The sequence below is a fragment of the Paenibacillus chondroitinus NBRC 15376 genome (assembly GCF_004000765.1).
GTDB lineage: Bacteria > Bacillota > Bacilli > Paenibacillales > NBRC-103111 > Paenibacillus_E > Paenibacillus_E chondroitinus.
The window spans coordinates 39,008-55,418 of record NZ_BILW01000023.1 but is presented as its reverse complement, the minus strand read 5'-3'; the positions used below and the strand labels follow the sequence as shown (position 1 = coordinate 55,418).

18 protein-coding genes are annotated in these 16,411 nt (G+C 47.7%); 9 read left to right on the top strand and 9 right to left on the bottom strand.

Annotation, left to right across the window (positions count from 1 at the left end):
* The first annotated feature begins 58 nt into the window (after positions 1–58).
* Entirely contained in the window at positions 59–820 is a 762-nt protein-coding gene (locus PCH02S_RS22770; protein WP_127456360.1) for an arylamine N-acetyltransferase family protein, read from the top strand.
* A 237-nt stretch (positions 821–1,057) separates the two neighbouring features.
* Here the strand turns inward: PCH02S_RS22770 and PCH02S_RS22765 are convergent, their stop codons facing one another.
* From PCH02S_RS22765 to PCH02S_RS22755, 3 genes are all read right to left on the bottom strand, one after another.
* A complete protein-coding gene (locus PCH02S_RS22765; protein ID WP_127456359.1) occupies positions 1,058–2,173 on the bottom strand; it encodes an NADH:flavin oxidoreductase in 1,116 nt (371 codons plus the stop codon).
* A gap of 105 nt (positions 2,174–2,278) precedes the next feature.
* Positions 2,279–2,596, bottom strand: a complete 318-nt coding sequence (locus tag PCH02S_RS22760) for an ArsR/SmtB family transcription factor (RefSeq protein ID WP_127456435.1) — start codon at positions 2,594–2,596, stop codon at positions 2,279–2,281.
* A 362-nt stretch (positions 2,597–2,958) separates the two neighbouring features.
* A complete protein-coding gene (locus PCH02S_RS22755; protein WP_127456357.1) occupies positions 2,959–4,023 on the bottom strand; it encodes an LLM class flavin-dependent oxidoreductase in 1,065 nt (354 codons plus the stop codon).
* Between the two features lie 172 nt (positions 4,024–4,195).
* Between PCH02S_RS22755 and PCH02S_RS35845 the strand changes: the two genes are divergently transcribed.
* Entirely contained in the window at positions 4,196–4,369 is a 174-nt protein-coding gene (locus PCH02S_RS35845) for a hypothetical protein (protein ID WP_164819698.1), read from the top strand.
* A gap of 145 nt (positions 4,370–4,514) precedes the next feature.
* Here the strand turns inward: PCH02S_RS35845 and PCH02S_RS22750 are convergent, their stop codons facing one another.
* The 6 genes from PCH02S_RS22750 to PCH02S_RS22725 all read right to left on the bottom strand — a co-directional run bounded on the left by PCH02S_RS22750 (position 4,515) and on the right by PCH02S_RS22725 (position 10,190).
* Positions 4,515–5,150, bottom strand: coding sequence for an isochorismatase family cysteine hydrolase (locus PCH02S_RS22750; RefSeq protein ID WP_127456356.1), 636 nt, complete (start codon positions 5,148–5,150; stop codon positions 4,515–4,517).
* A gap of 162 nt (positions 5,151–5,312) precedes the next feature.
* Positions 5,313–6,098 carry a class I SAM-dependent methyltransferase gene (locus PCH02S_RS22745; RefSeq protein WP_127456354.1) on the bottom strand — a complete coding sequence of 262 codons (786 nt, stop codon included), beginning with the start codon at positions 6,096–6,098 and terminating at the stop codon, positions 5,313–5,315.
* A gap of 119 nt (positions 6,099–6,217) precedes the next feature.
* Positions 6,218–6,571, bottom strand: a complete 354-nt coding sequence (locus PCH02S_RS22740; RefSeq protein WP_246069218.1) for a Ger(x)C family spore germination C-terminal domain-containing protein — start codon at positions 6,569–6,571, stop codon at positions 6,218–6,220.
* An 8-nt stretch (positions 6,572–6,579) separates the two neighbouring features.
* Entirely contained in the window at positions 6,580–7,377 is a 798-nt protein-coding gene (locus PCH02S_RS22735; RefSeq protein WP_127456350.1) for a Ger(x)C family spore germination protein, read from the bottom strand.
* Positions 7,364–8,461, bottom strand: a complete 1,098-nt coding sequence (locus tag PCH02S_RS22730; protein WP_127456348.1) for a GerAB/ArcD/ProY family transporter — start codon at positions 8,459–8,461, stop codon at positions 7,364–7,366. The genes PCH02S_RS22735 and PCH02S_RS22730 overlap by 14 nt, the downstream gene beginning before the upstream one ends.
* 127 nt (positions 8,462–8,588) lie before the next feature.
* Positions 8,589–10,190, bottom strand: a complete 1,602-nt coding sequence (locus PCH02S_RS22725; protein ID WP_246069215.1) for a spore germination protein — start codon at positions 10,188–10,190, stop codon at positions 8,589–8,591.
* A gap of 192 nt (positions 10,191–10,382) precedes the next feature.
* Between PCH02S_RS22725 and PCH02S_RS22720 the strand changes: the two genes are divergently transcribed.
* The 7 genes from PCH02S_RS22720 to PCH02S_RS22690 all read left to right on the top strand — a co-directional run bounded on the left by PCH02S_RS22720 (position 10,383) and on the right by PCH02S_RS22690 (position 16,387).
* Positions 10,383–11,186, top strand: coding sequence for a uroporphyrinogen-III synthase (locus tag PCH02S_RS22720; protein WP_127456346.1), 804 nt, complete (start codon positions 10,383–10,385; stop codon positions 11,184–11,186).
* A gap of 122 nt (positions 11,187–11,308) precedes the next feature.
* On the top strand, positions 11,309–11,635 hold the full coding sequence (locus tag PCH02S_RS22715) for an ArsR/SmtB family transcription factor (RefSeq protein WP_127456434.1): 327 nt from the start codon (positions 11,309–11,311) through the stop codon (positions 11,633–11,635).
* 40 nt (positions 11,636–11,675) lie between these two features.
* Positions 11,676–12,188, top strand: a complete 513-nt coding sequence (locus tag PCH02S_RS22710; RefSeq protein WP_127456344.1) for an SRPBCC domain-containing protein — start codon at positions 11,676–11,678, stop codon at positions 12,186–12,188.
* Positions 12,189–12,612: 424 nt separating this feature from the next.
* Positions 12,613–13,242, top strand: a complete 630-nt coding sequence (locus tag PCH02S_RS22705; RefSeq protein WP_127456342.1) for a LysE family translocator — start codon at positions 12,613–12,615, stop codon at positions 13,240–13,242.
* Positions 13,243–13,320: 78 nt separating this feature from the next.
* A complete protein-coding gene (locus PCH02S_RS22700; protein ID WP_127456340.1) occupies positions 13,321–14,580 on the top strand; it encodes an FAD-binding protein in 1,260 nt (419 codons plus the stop codon).
* 75 nt (positions 14,581–14,655) lie between these two features.
* Entirely contained in the window at positions 14,656–15,417 is a 762-nt protein-coding gene (locus tag PCH02S_RS22695) for an IclR family transcriptional regulator (RefSeq protein WP_127456338.1), read from the top strand.
* Between the two features lie 88 nt (positions 15,418–15,505).
* Entirely contained in the window at positions 15,506–16,387 is an 882-nt protein-coding gene (locus PCH02S_RS22690; RefSeq protein WP_127456336.1) for a fumarylacetoacetate hydrolase family protein, read from the top strand.
* The last annotated feature ends 24 nt before the right edge of the window (positions 16,388–16,411 follow it).

Here is a 16,411-nt window from a genome sequence, read left to right as displayed (position 1 = left end):
TCAATCAAATGACTGTTTACTTACTGGCAAGTAATTCTCGTAAGGACGGTGTCTTAGATTGAATAACCAAGTTCAGAGCTACTTAGATCGCATCGGCTTTAAAGGTTCGCTTGATGGCAGTGCCAAGACGTTGGCTGCTCTGCAAGAGCGACATTTGTACTCCGTTCCCTATGAGAATTTGGATATTCTGGAACGCAAAGCGCTATCTTTGGATCCAGAGGAGCTGTTTCAAAAGATTGTCGTGCGCCAGCGGGGCGGATACTGTTTTGAGTTAAACGCCTTATTCGGTTGGCTGCTGCGCGAACTGGGGTACAAGGTGACTGACCTTGTTGCCAGGTTTTGGCGCGATGAGACGCAGCTCCCGCCCAAAAGGCGCCATCACGTCCTGAAGGTAGAGGCCGAAGGCTCCGAATATTTGTGCGATGTCGGAGTGGGTGGGGTCGTTCCCATCAGGCCGCTTGCCCTTATCGAAGGGCTTGTCCAGCAGCAAGGCGAGGAGTATTACCGCCTCGAGAGAGATTCCGAACATGGCTGGGTGTTATGTGAACAGAAACATGGGGGTTGGCCCCGTATTTACTCGTTCACGGAGGAGCCGCAGCTGCCGAAAGATTATCTGTTTGCGAGTTTCTGGTGTGAAAATGCGCCCGATTCAATTTTCACCAAATGCCCGATTGTTGCAATCCGGACGCCGGAGGGACGGCATACCGTCTTTGATCGTGAGTTTCGTGTTTTCAACTCTGAGGGTGTGCGAACTTTTACCCCTGAGACTGATGAAGCGTATAAAGAAGCGTTGTTAGCCTATTTTGGTATTGTTATATAAAAAAAGGGTGCCCGCCAGCCATGGATATGGTTGGGGGCACCCTTTTTATGATGATGCACTTTGTTGCGCTAACGGACACAGGAGCGCTTATTCCAAGAAAATAAGGCATGAATAATTTCTAACGGACCCAGGAGCAGTTATTTACTCCTTCTGAGTGCAATTTTGTTACCTTTGGCGCCATTAACGGCTCTGGTGTCCGTTACACCGAAATTCACAAGGCTGCACACTCGGGATGAATCAGCTCAGCGTAGCAAGAGACTCCCGCGTGAACGGCTGCAATTCATCCGTGCGGTTATCGCGGATTTTGGCTGCCCACGCAGGGTCAGTCAATAGCGCGCGACCGACGGCGACGAGGTCGAACTCTCCGCGATCCAGACGCTCGATCAGGCTTTCGATGCCGGCAGCCTCGCCACCTTTGCCTTCTTCAAATAGGCTGGTGAAAACGGAATCCAGTCCAACGGAACCGACGGTAATCGCCGGTTTTCCGGTGATTTTGCGCGTCCAGCCCGCCAGGTTGAGATCAGAACCTTCGAACTCAGGCTCCCAGAAGCGGCGTGTGGATGCGTGGAAGATATCAACGCCAGCTGCGGACAACGGTGCAAGGAAGCGTTCCAGCTCCTCTGGATTCGCTGCGAGCTTGGCATCGTAATTCACCGGCTTCCACTGGGAGAAGCGGAAGATAATCGGGAAGTCAGGGCCAACCGCGGCACGTACCGCTTCGATAACTTCTACCGCAAATCGGGTGCGGTCAACAAGGTCTGCGCCGCCATACACATCTGTGCGTTTATTGGTAACGTCCCAGAAGAACTGATCAATGAGATAACCATGCGCGCCGTGAATTTCTACAGCATCGAAGCCTAGACGCTTCGCGTCGGCTGCGGCTTGCGCATAAGCCTGAACGAGACCTTGAATTTCTTCGACCGAAAGGGGCTCGGATACTTTCTCGCCTTTCAAGTTGAGGCCGGATGGGCCGACGGAATCGATATCCGAATCGGGGAATTTATTCTTATCGCGGGCAGTTCCGGTATGCCAGATCTGCGGAGCGATTTTGCCCCCGGCTTCATGCACTTCGCGAACGACACGCGCCCACCCTTCCAGAGCTTCCTCCCCGTAGAAATGCGGAACACCGTGATCCGCCGCCGCCGCCGGATGGTTAATGACGGTTCCTTCGGTGATGATCAAGCCAACGGCGTTCTCCGCTCTTCGGCGGTAATAGCCCGCTACGTTAGGTCCTGGGATGCCTCCTGGGGAAAAAGTACGGGTCATCGGTGCCATGACAATACGATTATCAAGCTTCAGGTTACCAACTTCAAAAGGTTGGAACAAAGCTGCTGTTGTTTGGGATGTAGTCATCTTATTTTCTCCTCCTGCATGTAAAAGGTTTATAATTAATCTATAAATACAAATATATAGATTAATCGATAAAGATGCAAGTTCTACGGAGAAAACTTTTGAGAGCTACTTCTTCATGCCTTGCAGCCCTGCGGAAAAGTTCGCCAAAAACTCGGCGATAGCTTCTTCATTTCGTCTGTAATAGGTCCATTGACCATACCGACGGGACTCCAGTAATCCCGCTTTCTGCATGGAAGACAGGTAAGAGGAGATGACAGACTGTGCCAGCCCGGACTTCTCTTGAATGCTTCCCACGCAAACACCTCCCGGGAACTCTTCTTTGATGACGTTCGGCAGATGTTCGTTCAACTTATCCGGCTCCCTGAGCCAGCAAAGGATGTTGAGACGGGTCTCATTGGAGAGAGCCTTCAGCACCGCAAGCATTTCTTCATGTTTCACTACTCGACACCCATTTCTGGTTGATTTGTTCCCAGTATACCAAAAGTACGGCGCTTGAGAAATAGAGGGATCTCTAGAACGGGAGGAACTACAGGCCGCTATTCTAGCAAATTCAGCCCGTTTCCGCGTTCAAGCGGAACTGTAGGGCGTTATTTGACCTTCTAACCCCGTTTCCTTTAAGAAAACGGACAAATAGGGGACCACACTCCCCCCGCTAAGCTAAAAGAGCCAATTGCGAAAAAATAGCGCCCTGTAGTTCCCCTCTCGCGGAGGAATCGCTCATGTTAAAAAATCCGAGCCAAGGAGAGTAACATCTTGGCTCGGATCCATTGTTTGGTATTGTTCAATCACCCTTGAGCCGTCTCGCGGGCAAGCTCTTTGCGAACGATTGGCGCGACCTTCGTGCCGAGCAGTTCAATGGTGCGCAGCACTTCGCTATGCGGCACCGAGCTGACGTCAACGTGCAAGAGGAAGCGCGTTAGGCCCAGGTTTTTGCGCAGCAGCACGATTTTCTCGGCGACATATTCGGGATCGCCGACGTAGAGTGCTCCGCGAAGACTGCGGGCGTCGTCGAACGATTCGCGGGTATAGGGACCCCAGCCGCGTTCGCGCCCAATGGTGTTCATTTGAGCAGCCGTTGGCGGGTAAAACAGGTCGGCGGCTTTCTCTGTTGTATCAGAGATGAAGCCGTGTGAATGCGTAGCAATCTGCAGCTTGCTGACGTCATGCCCGGCTTTCGCAGCGGCTTCTTTGTATAGCTTGACGAGAGGAGCGAATCTCTCCGGCATGCCGCCGATGATCGCAAAAACGACCGGCAGCCCAAGTAGGCCGGCGCGAATCGCGGACTCCGGATTGCCACCGGTTCCGATCCATACGGGCAGCGGCTCCTGTACGGAACGCGGGTAGACGCCAAGATTTTTGATGGCGGGGCGATGGCCGCCGCCCCAGTTTACTTTCTCCGTTTCACGGATCGCGAGTAAAAGCTCCAGCTTTTCCTCGAATAGTTCGTCGTAGTGGTTCAAGTCATATCCGAACAAGGGGAACGATTCGATAAACGAGCCGCGGCCCGCCATAATTTCCGCCCGCCCATTGGATAGGCCGTCCAACGTGGAAAAAGCTTGATACACGCGAACAGGGTCGTCCGATGACAACACAGTTACGGCGCTAGACAGCCGAATACGCTTGGTTGTAGAAGCCGCGGCTGCCAAAATAACGGCAGGGGCCGAACTCGCGTAATCCGCGCGGTGATGTTCGCCGATCGCATAGACGTCCAGGCCGACTTGCTCGGCAAGATTAATTTCCTCAACAGCTTGACGGAGCCGCTGTGCATGCGTGATCCCGCCTGCTCTCGGGGCAGCCTCGAGAAAAGTGCTTATTCCTATTTCGAGTGAAGTAGTTGTATGATTAGACATGGTTCTTCTCTCCCTTCTGTATAAGATTATTATACTTTATATTTTATTGTAACTCAACAAAAGTAAGTAAATATCAGATCGCGCCGTGACGCGCTAATAGACCGGAAATATTTATGAATACCCTAAGCAACGGGTTTAGAGTAAAATAGAGCTTGTTGAAAGGTGGAATGGTATGCAAAAGAGAATGCGTAAAGCCGTATTGTTGGGTTTAGCAGGCGGGATTAGTTGGGCGGCGGTGAACTACTCTTTAGATAAACATATCAGTGTCAGCTTCGTCGGTGGAGCATCTTGGTTTCTTTTCACCATTGTAGTATCTTTTTTTTCGCAAAAAATTAACCAAAGCTAAATTGAAAAAATGTAACACAATTGAAATCTTATATTCATCTGGTTTTAATGAAACAAGCCTATAATAAAAGTCGACCCCCCTTTAAAATATAAAACTTTAGACCCGCAGCCCGTTGCTGTGGGTCTCTTTTTGTGCATTATGCGGTTCAGCTTGTAGACGATACTAATTGTGAAATTGCCTGTTGTGTTGACCACGTAGCGCTGCTGAATGCCTGAAAGTTGGTCAGCGCGGCCTGAAAAGCCTGTTCACTTATCGTAGCAGTGGCATCATAAACAACAGCGGTTTGGAAGCCGTTTTCGATCAAATCACGCATATGCGACTCCACGCAAATATTCGAAAGGATTCCTGCGAGAACGATCTTTTCTTTCCGGTGCTGACGCAGTTGGTAGACTAGATCATTGCTCTGCGGGCTGGCTACCTTATGGGCTGTTGTTATGACGGTTCGACTAGAAAATATGTATGGTTTAAGTGAGGGCACCCAGTCGGCGCCGACCGAAGTATAGTCGTGTTGTTTTTGAAAGACACCGAGTTTTAATAACATTTCTTGTTCAGCGCCCGTGAATTGCCAATTGTAATCATGCGGATAGATATAATGGGGCGAGATAAAAAGCTGATATCCTTTGCTCAACGCAGTATGCATCAGAATTTCCAGGTTCCCTAGTGTATTGTAATGCTCAATCAAGTTTTTAGTTAAATGGTAGCCCTTGCCTCCAGGGGAAAGAAAGTCGTTTTGCGGGTCCGTAATGACAATTGCTGTATTGGCGGGATGAGGTTTAAACATGTAAGTTCCTCCAAATCACATTGAATTATGAGGATTCGTCTCGTCTATTATCCCATGAATATATGAAGGGGAGCCTGGTCATATTCCGGTAGAATAGTGTGGTAAACTATGGTTAAAAAAGAATAAGCAGCCAAAGTAAATTGGCTGCCTGTCTATTGCTATTTACAATGGTTTGGTGAGAACAGCCCGCCACTCGTCAATTTCGAGGTATTGAAGCTTGCCATTTTCAATGTGAACGGAAAAATAATCTTGAATCGCCTGATCTGCGCCGGTAATAAATTGCTCTACCGACTTCGCTTGTTCTTCGTTCTCGGCGGTACGCATGACCCATGCAGGGAACTTATGTGGTTTGCGATTCATAAGGGAAATACCCACTTGTAATCCTGCTTTTTCGGCAAGGTTTTGCCACTCGGGGACGGTTAGACACCGAACATGGCTCGTATCGCGCATAGCTTCAAATGTATTCATAAATTGATCAAGTGCTTCGTCAGAAGGAGCGACGTTATCGATGAGAACCAGTTTGCCGCCCGGTTTGAGAACACGTGCCGCTTCATGAAGGAATAAGTGCGGATTAGGAAAGTGATGAGCAGCTATGCGGCAGGTGACCGCATCAAATGAACGATCGAGAAAAGGCAGCTGTTCGGCATCGGCTACAACGAAAAGGACATTATCGCACTGCGCCTGCTTCAAGTGATCAGAGGCAACAGAGAGCATGGGGCGCGTTAGGTCGGTAGCGACGACCTGCCGGACATGAGCAGAAAGCTTCTTGGCTACATGCCCTCCACCCGTTGCAATATCCAGCACATTCCAAGTATTTTCCAAGGGCAGCCAAGTAAGCAGCAGTTCGAGATCATCACCCTTTGCGTGATTCTCGCTTGTCACGTACTTGCTGGCATGTTTGCCGAACTGCTGCTGAACATGTTGTTTGATGGTACTTTCATTTTCCATAAGAAACACCTCCGAAATAATCATTTCATTAGATGAAACTCAGTATCACATTACGGAACTCATACTTATTTTATCACAATAATAGCTAAGGTGGTATCCACGATGGGGAAAATACTGTCTTATTTTTTCATGCGTCTCAAGCCATAATCGTTTATTTTCAGCTTCACGCTGTAGGTAACAGGGATCTTGCTGAATTCTTGATCCCAGTTCTGCTTCACTTTTTGCCAAACTTTGGGGTAATGGATTCTTAATTGTGTTCCAAACCCGGCGACTTCAACAGAATATTTGCTTTGCATCGTATGGAGAATCAGGTCGATATGCCGTGCAACTTCTTCTTCCGCCGCTTTTTCCGCGGATCGCAGGTAGCTGTTATCGAAATAGTCGACTTTCTCACGCCAGTCCTCCGTTAGACGGCCTACTGAATCAATGTCCACGTGAAAGGAAATCCGGTCTCCGGATACTTTCGGTTGAATATGGCTTTTTAGCGATTCCAGCTCATAGATGATAAAGGGATGATTGCCCTCATCCGTAGTGTTAACCAGGTCAAGCCTTCCAATTCTTCTTCACTTAGAAAGCCGATCAGCTTATTTTCCTCTTGCTTGAACACGGCAGCTCCGGCAAATTTCACTTCTCCCTGCGAAGCAGCTACGCTTTGGATCAGGAAGCTGGAATGGGTTGCGATCTTTTCCATCACATTTTGAATCGTCATGGACGGTAAAATCCTCGTAGATCTGTATTGATTTTTTGAAATTCGGACTAGCCGGTCTACGGGGATTTCCGGGCTTTTTGACTCTAATGTATCTTTGGCCAACCCTCGGGCTATGAGGACAAGACCGCTTTCTCTCACCTCATTATCGCGGAAATGTTGATCGATCAACGTCTGTAAATCCATGCTGCGCACGAGCTTCTCCCCGAAGACGAACATTTTCTGATGCTGGTTGAAAAGGGGTTTGGACTCGAGTGAAACTTCGCGTGCGAATTGATGAATCATATCTCCTGACAGGGAGTGATTCTTATACGGCTTCAGGTCGCCGGAGGCATTCCTTGACGCAGCAATCTTGGGGATAACAACTTGCCATGTGATGGTGATCAAGTCTTGTTTGCGGTAGCCGCCGCCTTTTTCGTCCAATTTGTCCTCTTTCGGGGCTTCATCGCCTTGATCGATAGCTTCGCCAACGACAATCGACATTTCCGTTATGTTTTTACTATCCCAGCATCCCGTTAACAAGAATAGCGACAGCAAAAGCAAATTGGCGGTGAGTACTTTAATTTTGAACATAAGAGATCTTCCTTAGCACAGTAATGAGAAGAAGAATGGGGGCAACCAGGCCGATGATTCCAAAAAAGATGCCGCCGATAACATCTCCGAGCGCTTTAACTTGATTGATACTTTTGGGATACATCGCTATGATGAAAATCACCGGTAATACGGCGTAAATATAGCGGTAGTAAGCTTGATTAAACGTATGCGATAGCCCCAGAGAGACAATGTAAAGGTACATAACAAATCCCGTGAACACTTGGACTAAGCGAACCACGATGAGCAATGATTCATAACGTTCCAGGAAAAAGCCGGTAAGCTCATAAGACCGGACGATGGATATCGCAGGCCATGTCAACGTGGCGACTTGTTCGTGCGGTATGCCTCCCAAGACGACGATGATGGTAATTAAATAAACGAAAACGGAAATACTGATTCCGGCTAAAAGTGCTTTGCTAGCTTTTTCAGGCCGACTCATATAAGCCGTAACGAATAACATCGTTTCAATACCTGCAAAGGCCCTCCAAGTCTCCGGTAATCCTTTGAAAATGGGTCCAATCCCCATACCCAGCACCGGCCGTAAATTTTCAAGTTCAAAAAGATTTAAGCTTAACGAATAGCTTGCAATAATAATGACAAGGGTGAGCGGTAAAATGAATTCAAATAGTCTTGCGATGGAGCTGATCCCTCCGGTGGTAAGGTAGACGGCAACGCACATAAAGACGAGAATAATAAACTCCTTAGGCGTTTTTTCAAGGAAAAGATAGTTGATGATCTCGGACATATCACGGATTTCAAATCCGGCAAACAGAGCGAAATACACGATCAAAATCAGATTAAGCAATTTTCCTATCCATTTGCCTGCGATGATTTGACTGTAATCAAAAAAGGTTTTCCCAGGAAAGCGCTGGCTAAGTTTGACCATAATCAAACCGAAACCAAACGCCAGGATGCCACCGACGATCACCGTGATCCATCCGTCAGGAGTTTCCATCTTGTCCGCCAAAAATCTTGGCAAGGTCAGAATGCCCACTCCTAGGAGAATATTCGCTAAAATGACAGCAGCTTGAGGAGTCGTAATTCGATCATTCGGACGGATCATGTGATTGTTTCCCTTTCAATGAAGGATTTCCTTGCCGTGTTTGGTCTAGCGGATGCATCATCCGGGGCCGTTTTTTCATACTCGAAAGAGGAGCACGTATGAAGAGATCCTTCCAATCACCTGGCCGCTAAGGGACAAATGGGCTGGCATAAGGGATGCCAAAGTTTTTAATTTTGACAAAATGTATGCTCAGGAAAAGGGTGAACATGACAACTCCGTAGATCCCAAGCGCCGCTGCCGATAACATGGCGACAAAACGCAGCATGCGCAAAGCAATACCAGCATCGTATTGAGGTATAGCAAATGAGGAGATAGCGGTTAAGGATACAACGATAACCATTAATGGACTTGCGATGCCTGCTTCAACCGCGGCTTGACCGATGACCAGTCCACCGACAAGGCCGACTGTCTGACCGACAGGTTTGGGCAAACGAAGTCCTGCTTCACGCAGAATTTCAATAACAACCTCCATGATCAGAGCTTCCAAGAATGGGGGGAATGGAACGCCTTCGCGGGTCCCGGCCATAGAAATAGCAAGTTTCGTCGGGATCAGCCCTTGATGAAACGATAAGAAAGAGATGTAGATGGCAGGTCCGAGCAATGCTACGAAAGCGGCAAAAAAGCGCAATAAGCGCACCAAAGAAGATGGAATCCAATGCACATAATAATCTTCGGGTGATTGCAGCAGCATGCTGAACGTCACTGGAACGATGGAAACGTAGGAGCTTCCATTCGTCAGAATGGCTACTCGGCCTTCCAACAAGGAGCCAATGACTCGATCTGGACGTTCCGTGCTTTGAACCTGTGGAAATGGTGACATGAAGTTATCTTCAATCAATTGATCGATGTATCCCGATTCGAGAACGTCATCGATCTTGATTTTCTCGATTCTGCGCTTCACCTCATCCACCAGATTCGGATCCGCGATTCCCTCTACGTAGGAGATAACCAGGTTCTTCTTATTCCTCTCGCCAACTTGGAAGCTCAGCATTCGCAAATTCGGATCGGATGCTCGTGAGCGCAGCAGGGAAATGTTCTCGTCGAGCGAGTTGACAAAGCCGAGCTTTGGTCCGCGGACAAGCGATTCCGAAGACGGTTCTTCGAAATTTTGCGGCGCAGTAGAACTGGTTCCGAGGATTAAACAACCGGAAATACCTTCAATAAGCAATGCGGTTGAACCTGTTATCACCTTTTCAATGACCTCATGGACAAGTTCAGCCTCGTTTATTTTGGAAAGCGGTAAAACATGATCTTTAATAAAAACTTTGAAATCGGTGCGGGCATACATGTCTGTCACATTGGATTTCCAAAGATCCAACATCAACGGTTTGAGAATATGCTCTTGAATGATGGTTGAGTCGGACAATTTGCTCATACTGACAATAGCCGCACGAATAGAGCTCCCTCCGATGTTAAATTCGCGCACGGAATAGTCCGAGTCGCAGCCAAGTCGTTCGGATAGCAGATTTAAATTCACTTGTAACTGGTTAGTCAGCGTATCGCAAGGCGGCCAATTCGTCCATGGTTTTGATGGTGAGTTGCTGCTGTTGGTTGTGAAGGGGTGATTAGGAACTGTAGATTTATTTTCTTCGTCCCAACCGCGATTAATCCGTTCCTTTTGATGAAACCAATTGAATAATTTAGAGGTACTATAAGGAATAAGAAAAGTGAATAAAGCCCAAATGAGCGTTTTCCAACCCGGAAGAGCTTCCACAATTGTGCGCCACATCGACAACACCCCCGCATTTATTATGTTTATTTAACAGAATTTTCATGTATGGATGAGTGGCGATACAAGCTGAAATCGGGGAAGATCAGAAGCCTGGTTTGTGGATGGTTCATAAAATTTCGAATTGGTTGATGAATTCAGCGGCTAATTTCTATATACTTTTCATAGTAAGATAGGGGGAATTGGAGAGAGATGGATAAATTATCGGGTAAAAAGATCGTTATTGCGGGTTCCAGAAAAACAGAGGAAATGAGTTTGCTCATTCAGAAACAGGGTGGAATACCCGTAGTTCGTCCCTTGCAGGGCTTCATTTATTTGGATGAGTCGGCCGTAGAGAAAGAATTGCTATTTTGCGCAAATAACCAAGTGGACTGGTTTGTATTCACTACCGGAGTTGGCACCGAAACGCTGCTTGACGCGGCTGAAAAGTTAGGTGTTGCTGCCATACTGCTGCAAAAAATGAAAGATGCGAATGTTGCTGCGCGCGGATATAAGACAATCAATTTACTTAAGAAGTTAGAGATAAAACCTACCGTCATTGATGAAGATGGGACGATCCAAGGTTTAATTAACCGTCTGGATAATTGCGATTTCGCGAATCAAACAGTCGTCGTGCAACTGCATGGAGAACCACAGCCCGCGTTGATTCAATTCCTGGAGGAGCGGGGGGCTGCTGTCGTTCAGCTTTTGCCTTATCGGCATATTGAACCGGAATCCGCCGTACTTGAAACGTTGTGCCACGAACTTACAACAGGTTCGATTGATGCGGTATGCTTCACCACCGCCGTGCAAGTGAGGTACTTGTTCGAATATACGAGACGCCAAGGGATTAGTGATGCCGTGAGACAAGCTTTTTCCACCCAGGTAAAAGCAGTTGCAGTCGGCAAAGTAACCGCCGAGGCACTGAGAGATGAAGGGCTGAATCAGGTTATTGTGCCTGAAACGGAACGAATGGGAGCTATGATTATTGAATTAGTGAAGGATTACAGTAAATAATTTTTAATATTCCTTTACAGGAATATTCCTTTCGTGGTATATTCGGTTTAGCAAGTGAAGCATCCATGACTCACACGAACCGAAGGCCCCGTATACTTACAGCAAGAGAACGGATGATGACAATGGATATTAACGTCATGAGTGCCTTAGCAGAACCAACCCGCATGCAAATGGTTGAGCTTTTGCGCGAATGTCCGCTGACCGTAGGGGAAATCGCCGAACGGCTGCAGCTGCGGCAGCCACAAGCTTCCAAGCATTTGCGTGTTCTCAGCGAGGCCGGCATTGTGGAAGCCGAGGTGGATGCGAATCGCCGAATCTACAGGCTGCGGCCGGATCCTTTTCAAGAACTCGACAAATGGTTGGAGAACTACCGCGTCATCTGGGAGGAGCGCTTCGACCGCCTGGATGACTATTTGCAAAAGCTGCAGGGTAAGGACACCAAGAATTGAACGATTGTGACCCATCAAAGATATCGAGGAGGAAGTTAAAATGGCGGATCAACTGGTATCCAAGGTAGAGGATAAGGTATTAATTTTGGAGCGCGAGTTCAAGGCCCCTCGCGAGCTGGTATTTCAGGCTTTCACACAAGCGGAACATCTGAAACATTGGTGGGGACCTAGAGGATGGACGGTTCCAGTATGTCATGTTGATTTCCGCGTAGGCGGGGTATGGCATTATTGCATGAAGTGCGAGGATAAGAACCAGGGCGACTTCTATGGCATGGAATCATGGGGCAAAGCTGTGTACCGTGAAATCGTCGTGCCTGAGAAAATCGTGTACGTGGATTTCTTCTCCGATGCAGAAGGCAACGAAGCGCCAAATATGCCGTCAACGATCGTGACACTGGAATTCATCGAGACGGAGAACGGGACCAAGGTCATTAACCGCGGAGAATATGCTTCAGCAGAAGGTTTGCAGCAAGTAATGGATATGGGCATGCTGCAAGGTATCACAGAAACTTGGGACAGACTTGGCGAACACTTGGAGTCGGTTCAGGCATAATCATTCAGATAAAAAGAGGGTATTCTTCAGTCATTGTAGTGACCGAGGGACACCCTCTTTTACGTGTAATGGTGGAATGGGGAAATAAAGCCCTGTAGTTCCCCGCGGGCAGTCCGATCCCCGCTATGCACCGAAATAGCGGACTGTCGTTCCTTTAAGTTGGCTGGGCAGCCAACTTAACTCTGTTGAGGTTGCACCTCTCCACCAAGCTCCTCAGTAACGCCGAATTGTCAGCGGCGTTACGCGTACCCCCGTGCTCTTGAACAAGCTAAATCCCGTCCCCGCCGTATCACCTAATATGCCCTTTGTGGAAGCGAGTACAATTTACCGTCAAGAGAAACCTCCTGGCGGTTTTATTTTATAGATATACATCAAAATTGAATTGTGATACGATGTTCTGAATTTAACCATAGGAGGGACGCCCTTGATCAGTCTTACTACATTAGTTGCTTTTGGAATTGTATCGCTAGGGATGGTATGCTCTCCCGGGCCCAATATGATTTACTTGATCTCGCGTTCGATATCGCAAGGTCGCAAAGCCGGCATGATCTCTTTAATGGGCGTTGTGCTCGGATTTCTCGTTTATCTGATTGCCTCTATGGTGGGATTGATCGCTATTTTCAATACGGTGCCGGTTATTTACACGGCTATGAAGTGGGCGGGAGCGGCGTACCTGCTTTGGCTGGCATGGAAAGCAATGAAATCCGGATCCGCCTCACTGCTTGAACCCATCGCGCTCCCGATTGAGAAACCAAGGAAATTGTTCCTGATGGGTTTCATCACCAATTTGCTTAACCCCAAAATCGCCGTGTTGTACATCTCGCTTCTTCCGCAATTTCAAGATCCGACACAAGGCTCCTTGCTGGCGCAAAGTGCGACGCTAGGATTGACGCAAATCGTAATCAGCTTTGCAGTGAATCTGTTAATTGTGCTTACTGCAAGCAAAATTGCCGGCTGGTTCGGCAAACGCCCGACATGGCTTAAAGCACAGCGATGGCTTATGTCCGGAGTGCTGGCGGGGCTTGCCGTGAAGCTGGCGATCCAGCGCCGGTAATTTCTCTCCTAAGCAAGGAATTATGATCGCTGTAGCGAATGTTTAAAGCGAACGTTTAATTCGAAGGAGCGTGAACAGATGAAAAACAATTTGAACTGGGCTGGAAACTTCCGGTACAGCGCTACAGAACTGCATACTCCCGTAAAAGTAGAAGAAGTCCAAGAATTAGTGGCTAGAAGTAAACAAATCAAGGTGCTTGGCACACGGCATTCGTTTAATAGCATTGCCGATTGTACCGAAAGTTTGCTTTCGCTTCAAAACCTGAATCGCGTAGTGGCATTAGATACCGTTCGCAATAAGGTAACGATTGAAGCAGGAGTCCGGTATGGCGAGTTAGGTGAGTACCTACATAAACATGGTTACGCGATTCACAATTTGGCGTCCCTGCCGCACATCACCGTTGCGGGTGCCTGCGCTACCGCTTCGCACGGTTCTGGCGATCGGAATAGCAACCTTGCTAGTATTGTTGACTCGATAGAGGTAGTTCAGGCGAACGGAGAACTGGACGTATTCTCTCGCGAACAACAAAATATCGAAGGCGCTGTTGTTGGACTAGGAGGACTGGGCGTTGTTACTCAAATGACGCTGGATGTGATCCCGGCTTTTGAAATTAGCCAGCATGTCTATGACAACCTTCCTTTTGAGCAACTGGAGGCGCACTTTGATGATATTTTTTCCCACGCCTACAGCGTAAGTTTATTTACAGATTGGAAGAGTACGACCATTAATCAAGTTTGGCTAAAAAAGAAAGTGACAGATCCTGCTTCAACTCAGGCAGAGGCTGAATTTTTTGGCGCCAAGTTGGCAGATGCGCCACGGCATCCGGTACCGGGACACACGGGGGAGAATTGCAGTGAGCAAATGGGGATTCCGGGACCATCGCACGAAAGATTGCCTCACTTCCGCATGGATTTCACGCCGAGCGCCGGAGAAGAGCTGCAAAGCGAGTATTTCGTGCCACGTGAAGCAGCTTATCAGGCCTTGTGTGCGATTAATGAAATCCGGGAGCAAATTGCACCGCTTTTGTACATTTCTGAAGTTCGTTCAGTCGCAAAAGATCTTTTGTGGATGAGTCCGAATTATAAACAGGATTCTGTTGGTATTCATTTCACTTGGAAGCCGAATTGGGAAGCCGTGAAGCAAGTTCTGCCGGTCATTGAAAAGCAGCTTGCACCATTTCAGGCTCGTCCGCATTGGGCGAAATTGTTCACGATGCAGCCTGCGGTTTTGAAATCCTTATATGAGAAACTGCCGGATTTCCAGGAGCTGCTCCTTCGTTATGATCCGCAAGGGAAGTTTAGAAATGATTTTTTAAACACGTATGTATTAGGCGAATAAAATCTGCGAAAAGAAGTTCATCTTGCTTGAATGGACGATTAGGATTATTATGGATGTGTAGATAGAGGTGAAACCATGCCTATAATTCAAGCGCTGGACAGAGCATTGAAGATTATGGATTTATTCGACGAGTACACGACAGAGTTAAAAATTACAGAAATCAGCGCAAGAATGGAGCTTCACAAAAGCACGGTACACTCCTTATTGAAAACGCTTCAGATGCACGGTTACATCAATCAGGATGTAGAGACTGGGAAGTATAAGCTGGGACTTAAGCTTTTGGAAAAAGGACAGCTGATGCTGCAAAGCTTGGACATCCGTACTGCAGCCCGCAAGCATTTGGTTGCTTTGTCGGAACAGACAGGGCAAACAACTCATCTCGTTATTCTTGATGGGAAAGAAGGCGTGTATCTGGATAAAGTCGAAGGGGAAAAAGCTGCAATTCGTTACTCCCGAATAGGGCGCCGAATTTCACTTCACAGCAGTGCGGTAGGCAAGGTCCTGACAGCTTTTAGAACGAAGGATGAGATCGATGCGCTCCTACGCAATTACCAATTCTCCAAGATTACAGACATGACGATTACGGGAAAAGACGCTTTCGTTAACGAGCTTAATCAGGTAAGAGAGCAGGGTTATTCCATTGACAACCAGGAGAACGAACCTGGCGTTCGGTGTGCAGCGGCACCTATTTTCGAGCATAATGGCTCGATTGTAGCAGCAATCAGTATTTCAACTTTACTCTCAACGGTGGATGATTCATTGTTTAAGGCGTATATTGCTCTTCTTAAAAAGGAGGCAGAAGCAATTTCGCTAACCCTGGGGTTTCGGCACGTTTGATCGAGCATGTCGAGTCCAGGCATTTTTTTCAACTGTATTATAGAACACTGTTTTATAATATAAAACAAATTAGAGGAGTGAGCTAACAATGAGAATTATCCGTTATGTAAAAGAAGGGTCTACACAGCTAGCTGCCGTCAATGATCAAGAGCAAATTTTTACGCTGCCGCAAGGCGATTTTTTGGCACTGATTCATGAAGCTGACGCTTTGGGAACAACACCGCTGGCATTGGTTCTCAAAACAATTGAAGGTAGTGAAGCGTTAGCTGATCAAATCGAGCAACTTCAACTTCTCGTTCCCATTGAAGCACCGGAAGTGTGGGCTGCCGGGGTTACCTATGAGCGAAGTCGTGATGCGCGCAATTATGAAGCAACGGAAGGCAGACTGGATGCTTCCACATTTTACGATAAAGTTTATGATGCTGTGCGTCCGGAAATCTTTTTTAAGTCAACCGCAGCGCGAACAGTAGGTCCCGGCGGCGAAGTACAGCTTCGCAGCGATTCCGTATGGCAGGTGCCAGAACCGGAGTTAGGACTTGTTCTTAACGCGAAGGGGAACATCGTCGGCTATACCATTGGCAACGATATGAGCTGCCGGGATATCGAAGGCGAGAATCCGCTGTATTTGCCGCAAGCCAAAGTGTGGAAGCGTTCGTGCTCGCTAGGACCCGCAATTCGCTTAGCCGAAACCGTAGAAGACCCGTATAACTTGCAGATTACAAGCCTAATTTATCGGGACGGGGAAAAAGCAGTCGAGGGAACGGCGAGTACCGGTCAACTCAAACGCAAACTTGAGGAACTGACGGAATATTTGATACGGGATAATGAGCTGTTTGAAGGTACCGTCTTGCTGACTGGAACGTGTATTGTCCCTCCTAACGAATTCACGCTCGCTCATGGCGACAGAATTGAGATTGAGATTTCAGGTATCGGGACACTTGTTAATCATGTCGTAAGTGCTGGCCGCTAATTTTACCTTATAAAAAACATATCT

What these genes read in the sequence shown, in the direction of transcription:
- PCH02S_RS22765 (WP_127456359.1), bottom strand. Translation starts at nt 2,173, where the DNA reads ATGACTACATCCCAAACAACAGCAGCTTTGTTCCAACCTTTTGAAGTT.
- PCH02S_RS22760 (WP_127456435.1), bottom strand. Translation starts at nt 2,596, where the DNA reads ATGCTTGCGGTGCTGAAGGCTCTCTCCAATGAGACCCGTCTCAACATC.
- PCH02S_RS22755 (WP_127456357.1), bottom strand. Translation starts at nt 4,023, where the DNA reads ATGTCTAATCATACAACTACTTCACTCGAAATAGGAATAAGCACTTTT.
- PCH02S_RS35845 (WP_164819698.1), top strand. Translation starts at nt 4,196, where the DNA reads ATGCAAAAGAGAATGCGTAAAGCCGTATTGTTGGGTTTAGCAGGCGGG.
- PCH02S_RS22750 (WP_127456356.1), bottom strand. Translation starts at nt 5,150, where the DNA reads ATGTTTAAACCTCATCCCGCCAATACAGCAATTGTCATTACGGACCCG.
- PCH02S_RS22745 (WP_127456354.1), bottom strand. Translation starts at nt 6,098, where the DNA reads ATGGAAAATGAAAGTACCATCAAACAACATGTTCAGCAGCAGTTCGGC.
- PCH02S_RS22735 (WP_127456350.1), bottom strand. Translation starts at nt 7,377, where the DNA reads ATGTTCAAAATTAAAGTACTCACCGCCAATTTGCTTTTGCTGTCGCTA.
- PCH02S_RS22730 (WP_127456348.1), bottom strand. Translation starts at nt 8,461, where the DNA reads ATGATCCGTCCGAATGATCGAATTACGACTCCTCAAGCTGCTGTCATT.
- PCH02S_RS22725 (WP_246069215.1), bottom strand. Translation starts at nt 10,190, where the DNA reads ATGTGGCGCACAATTGTGGAAGCTCTTCCGGGTTGGAAAACGCTCATT.
- PCH02S_RS22720 (WP_127456346.1), top strand. Translation starts at nt 10,383, where the DNA reads ATGGATAAATTATCGGGTAAAAAGATCGTTATTGCGGGTTCCAGAAAA.
- PCH02S_RS22715 (WP_127456434.1), top strand. Translation starts at nt 11,309, where the DNA reads ATGGATATTAACGTCATGAGTGCCTTAGCAGAACCAACCCGCATGCAA.
- PCH02S_RS22710 (WP_127456344.1), top strand. Translation starts at nt 11,676, where the DNA reads ATGGCGGATCAACTGGTATCCAAGGTAGAGGATAAGGTATTAATTTTG.
- PCH02S_RS22700 (WP_127456340.1), top strand. Translation starts at nt 13,321, where the DNA reads ATGAAAAACAATTTGAACTGGGCTGGAAACTTCCGGTACAGCGCTACA.
- PCH02S_RS22695 (WP_127456338.1), top strand. Translation starts at nt 14,656, where the DNA reads ATGCCTATAATTCAAGCGCTGGACAGAGCATTGAAGATTATGGATTTA.
- PCH02S_RS22690 (WP_127456336.1), top strand. Translation starts at nt 15,506, where the DNA reads ATGAGAATTATCCGTTATGTAAAAGAAGGGTCTACACAGCTAGCTGCC.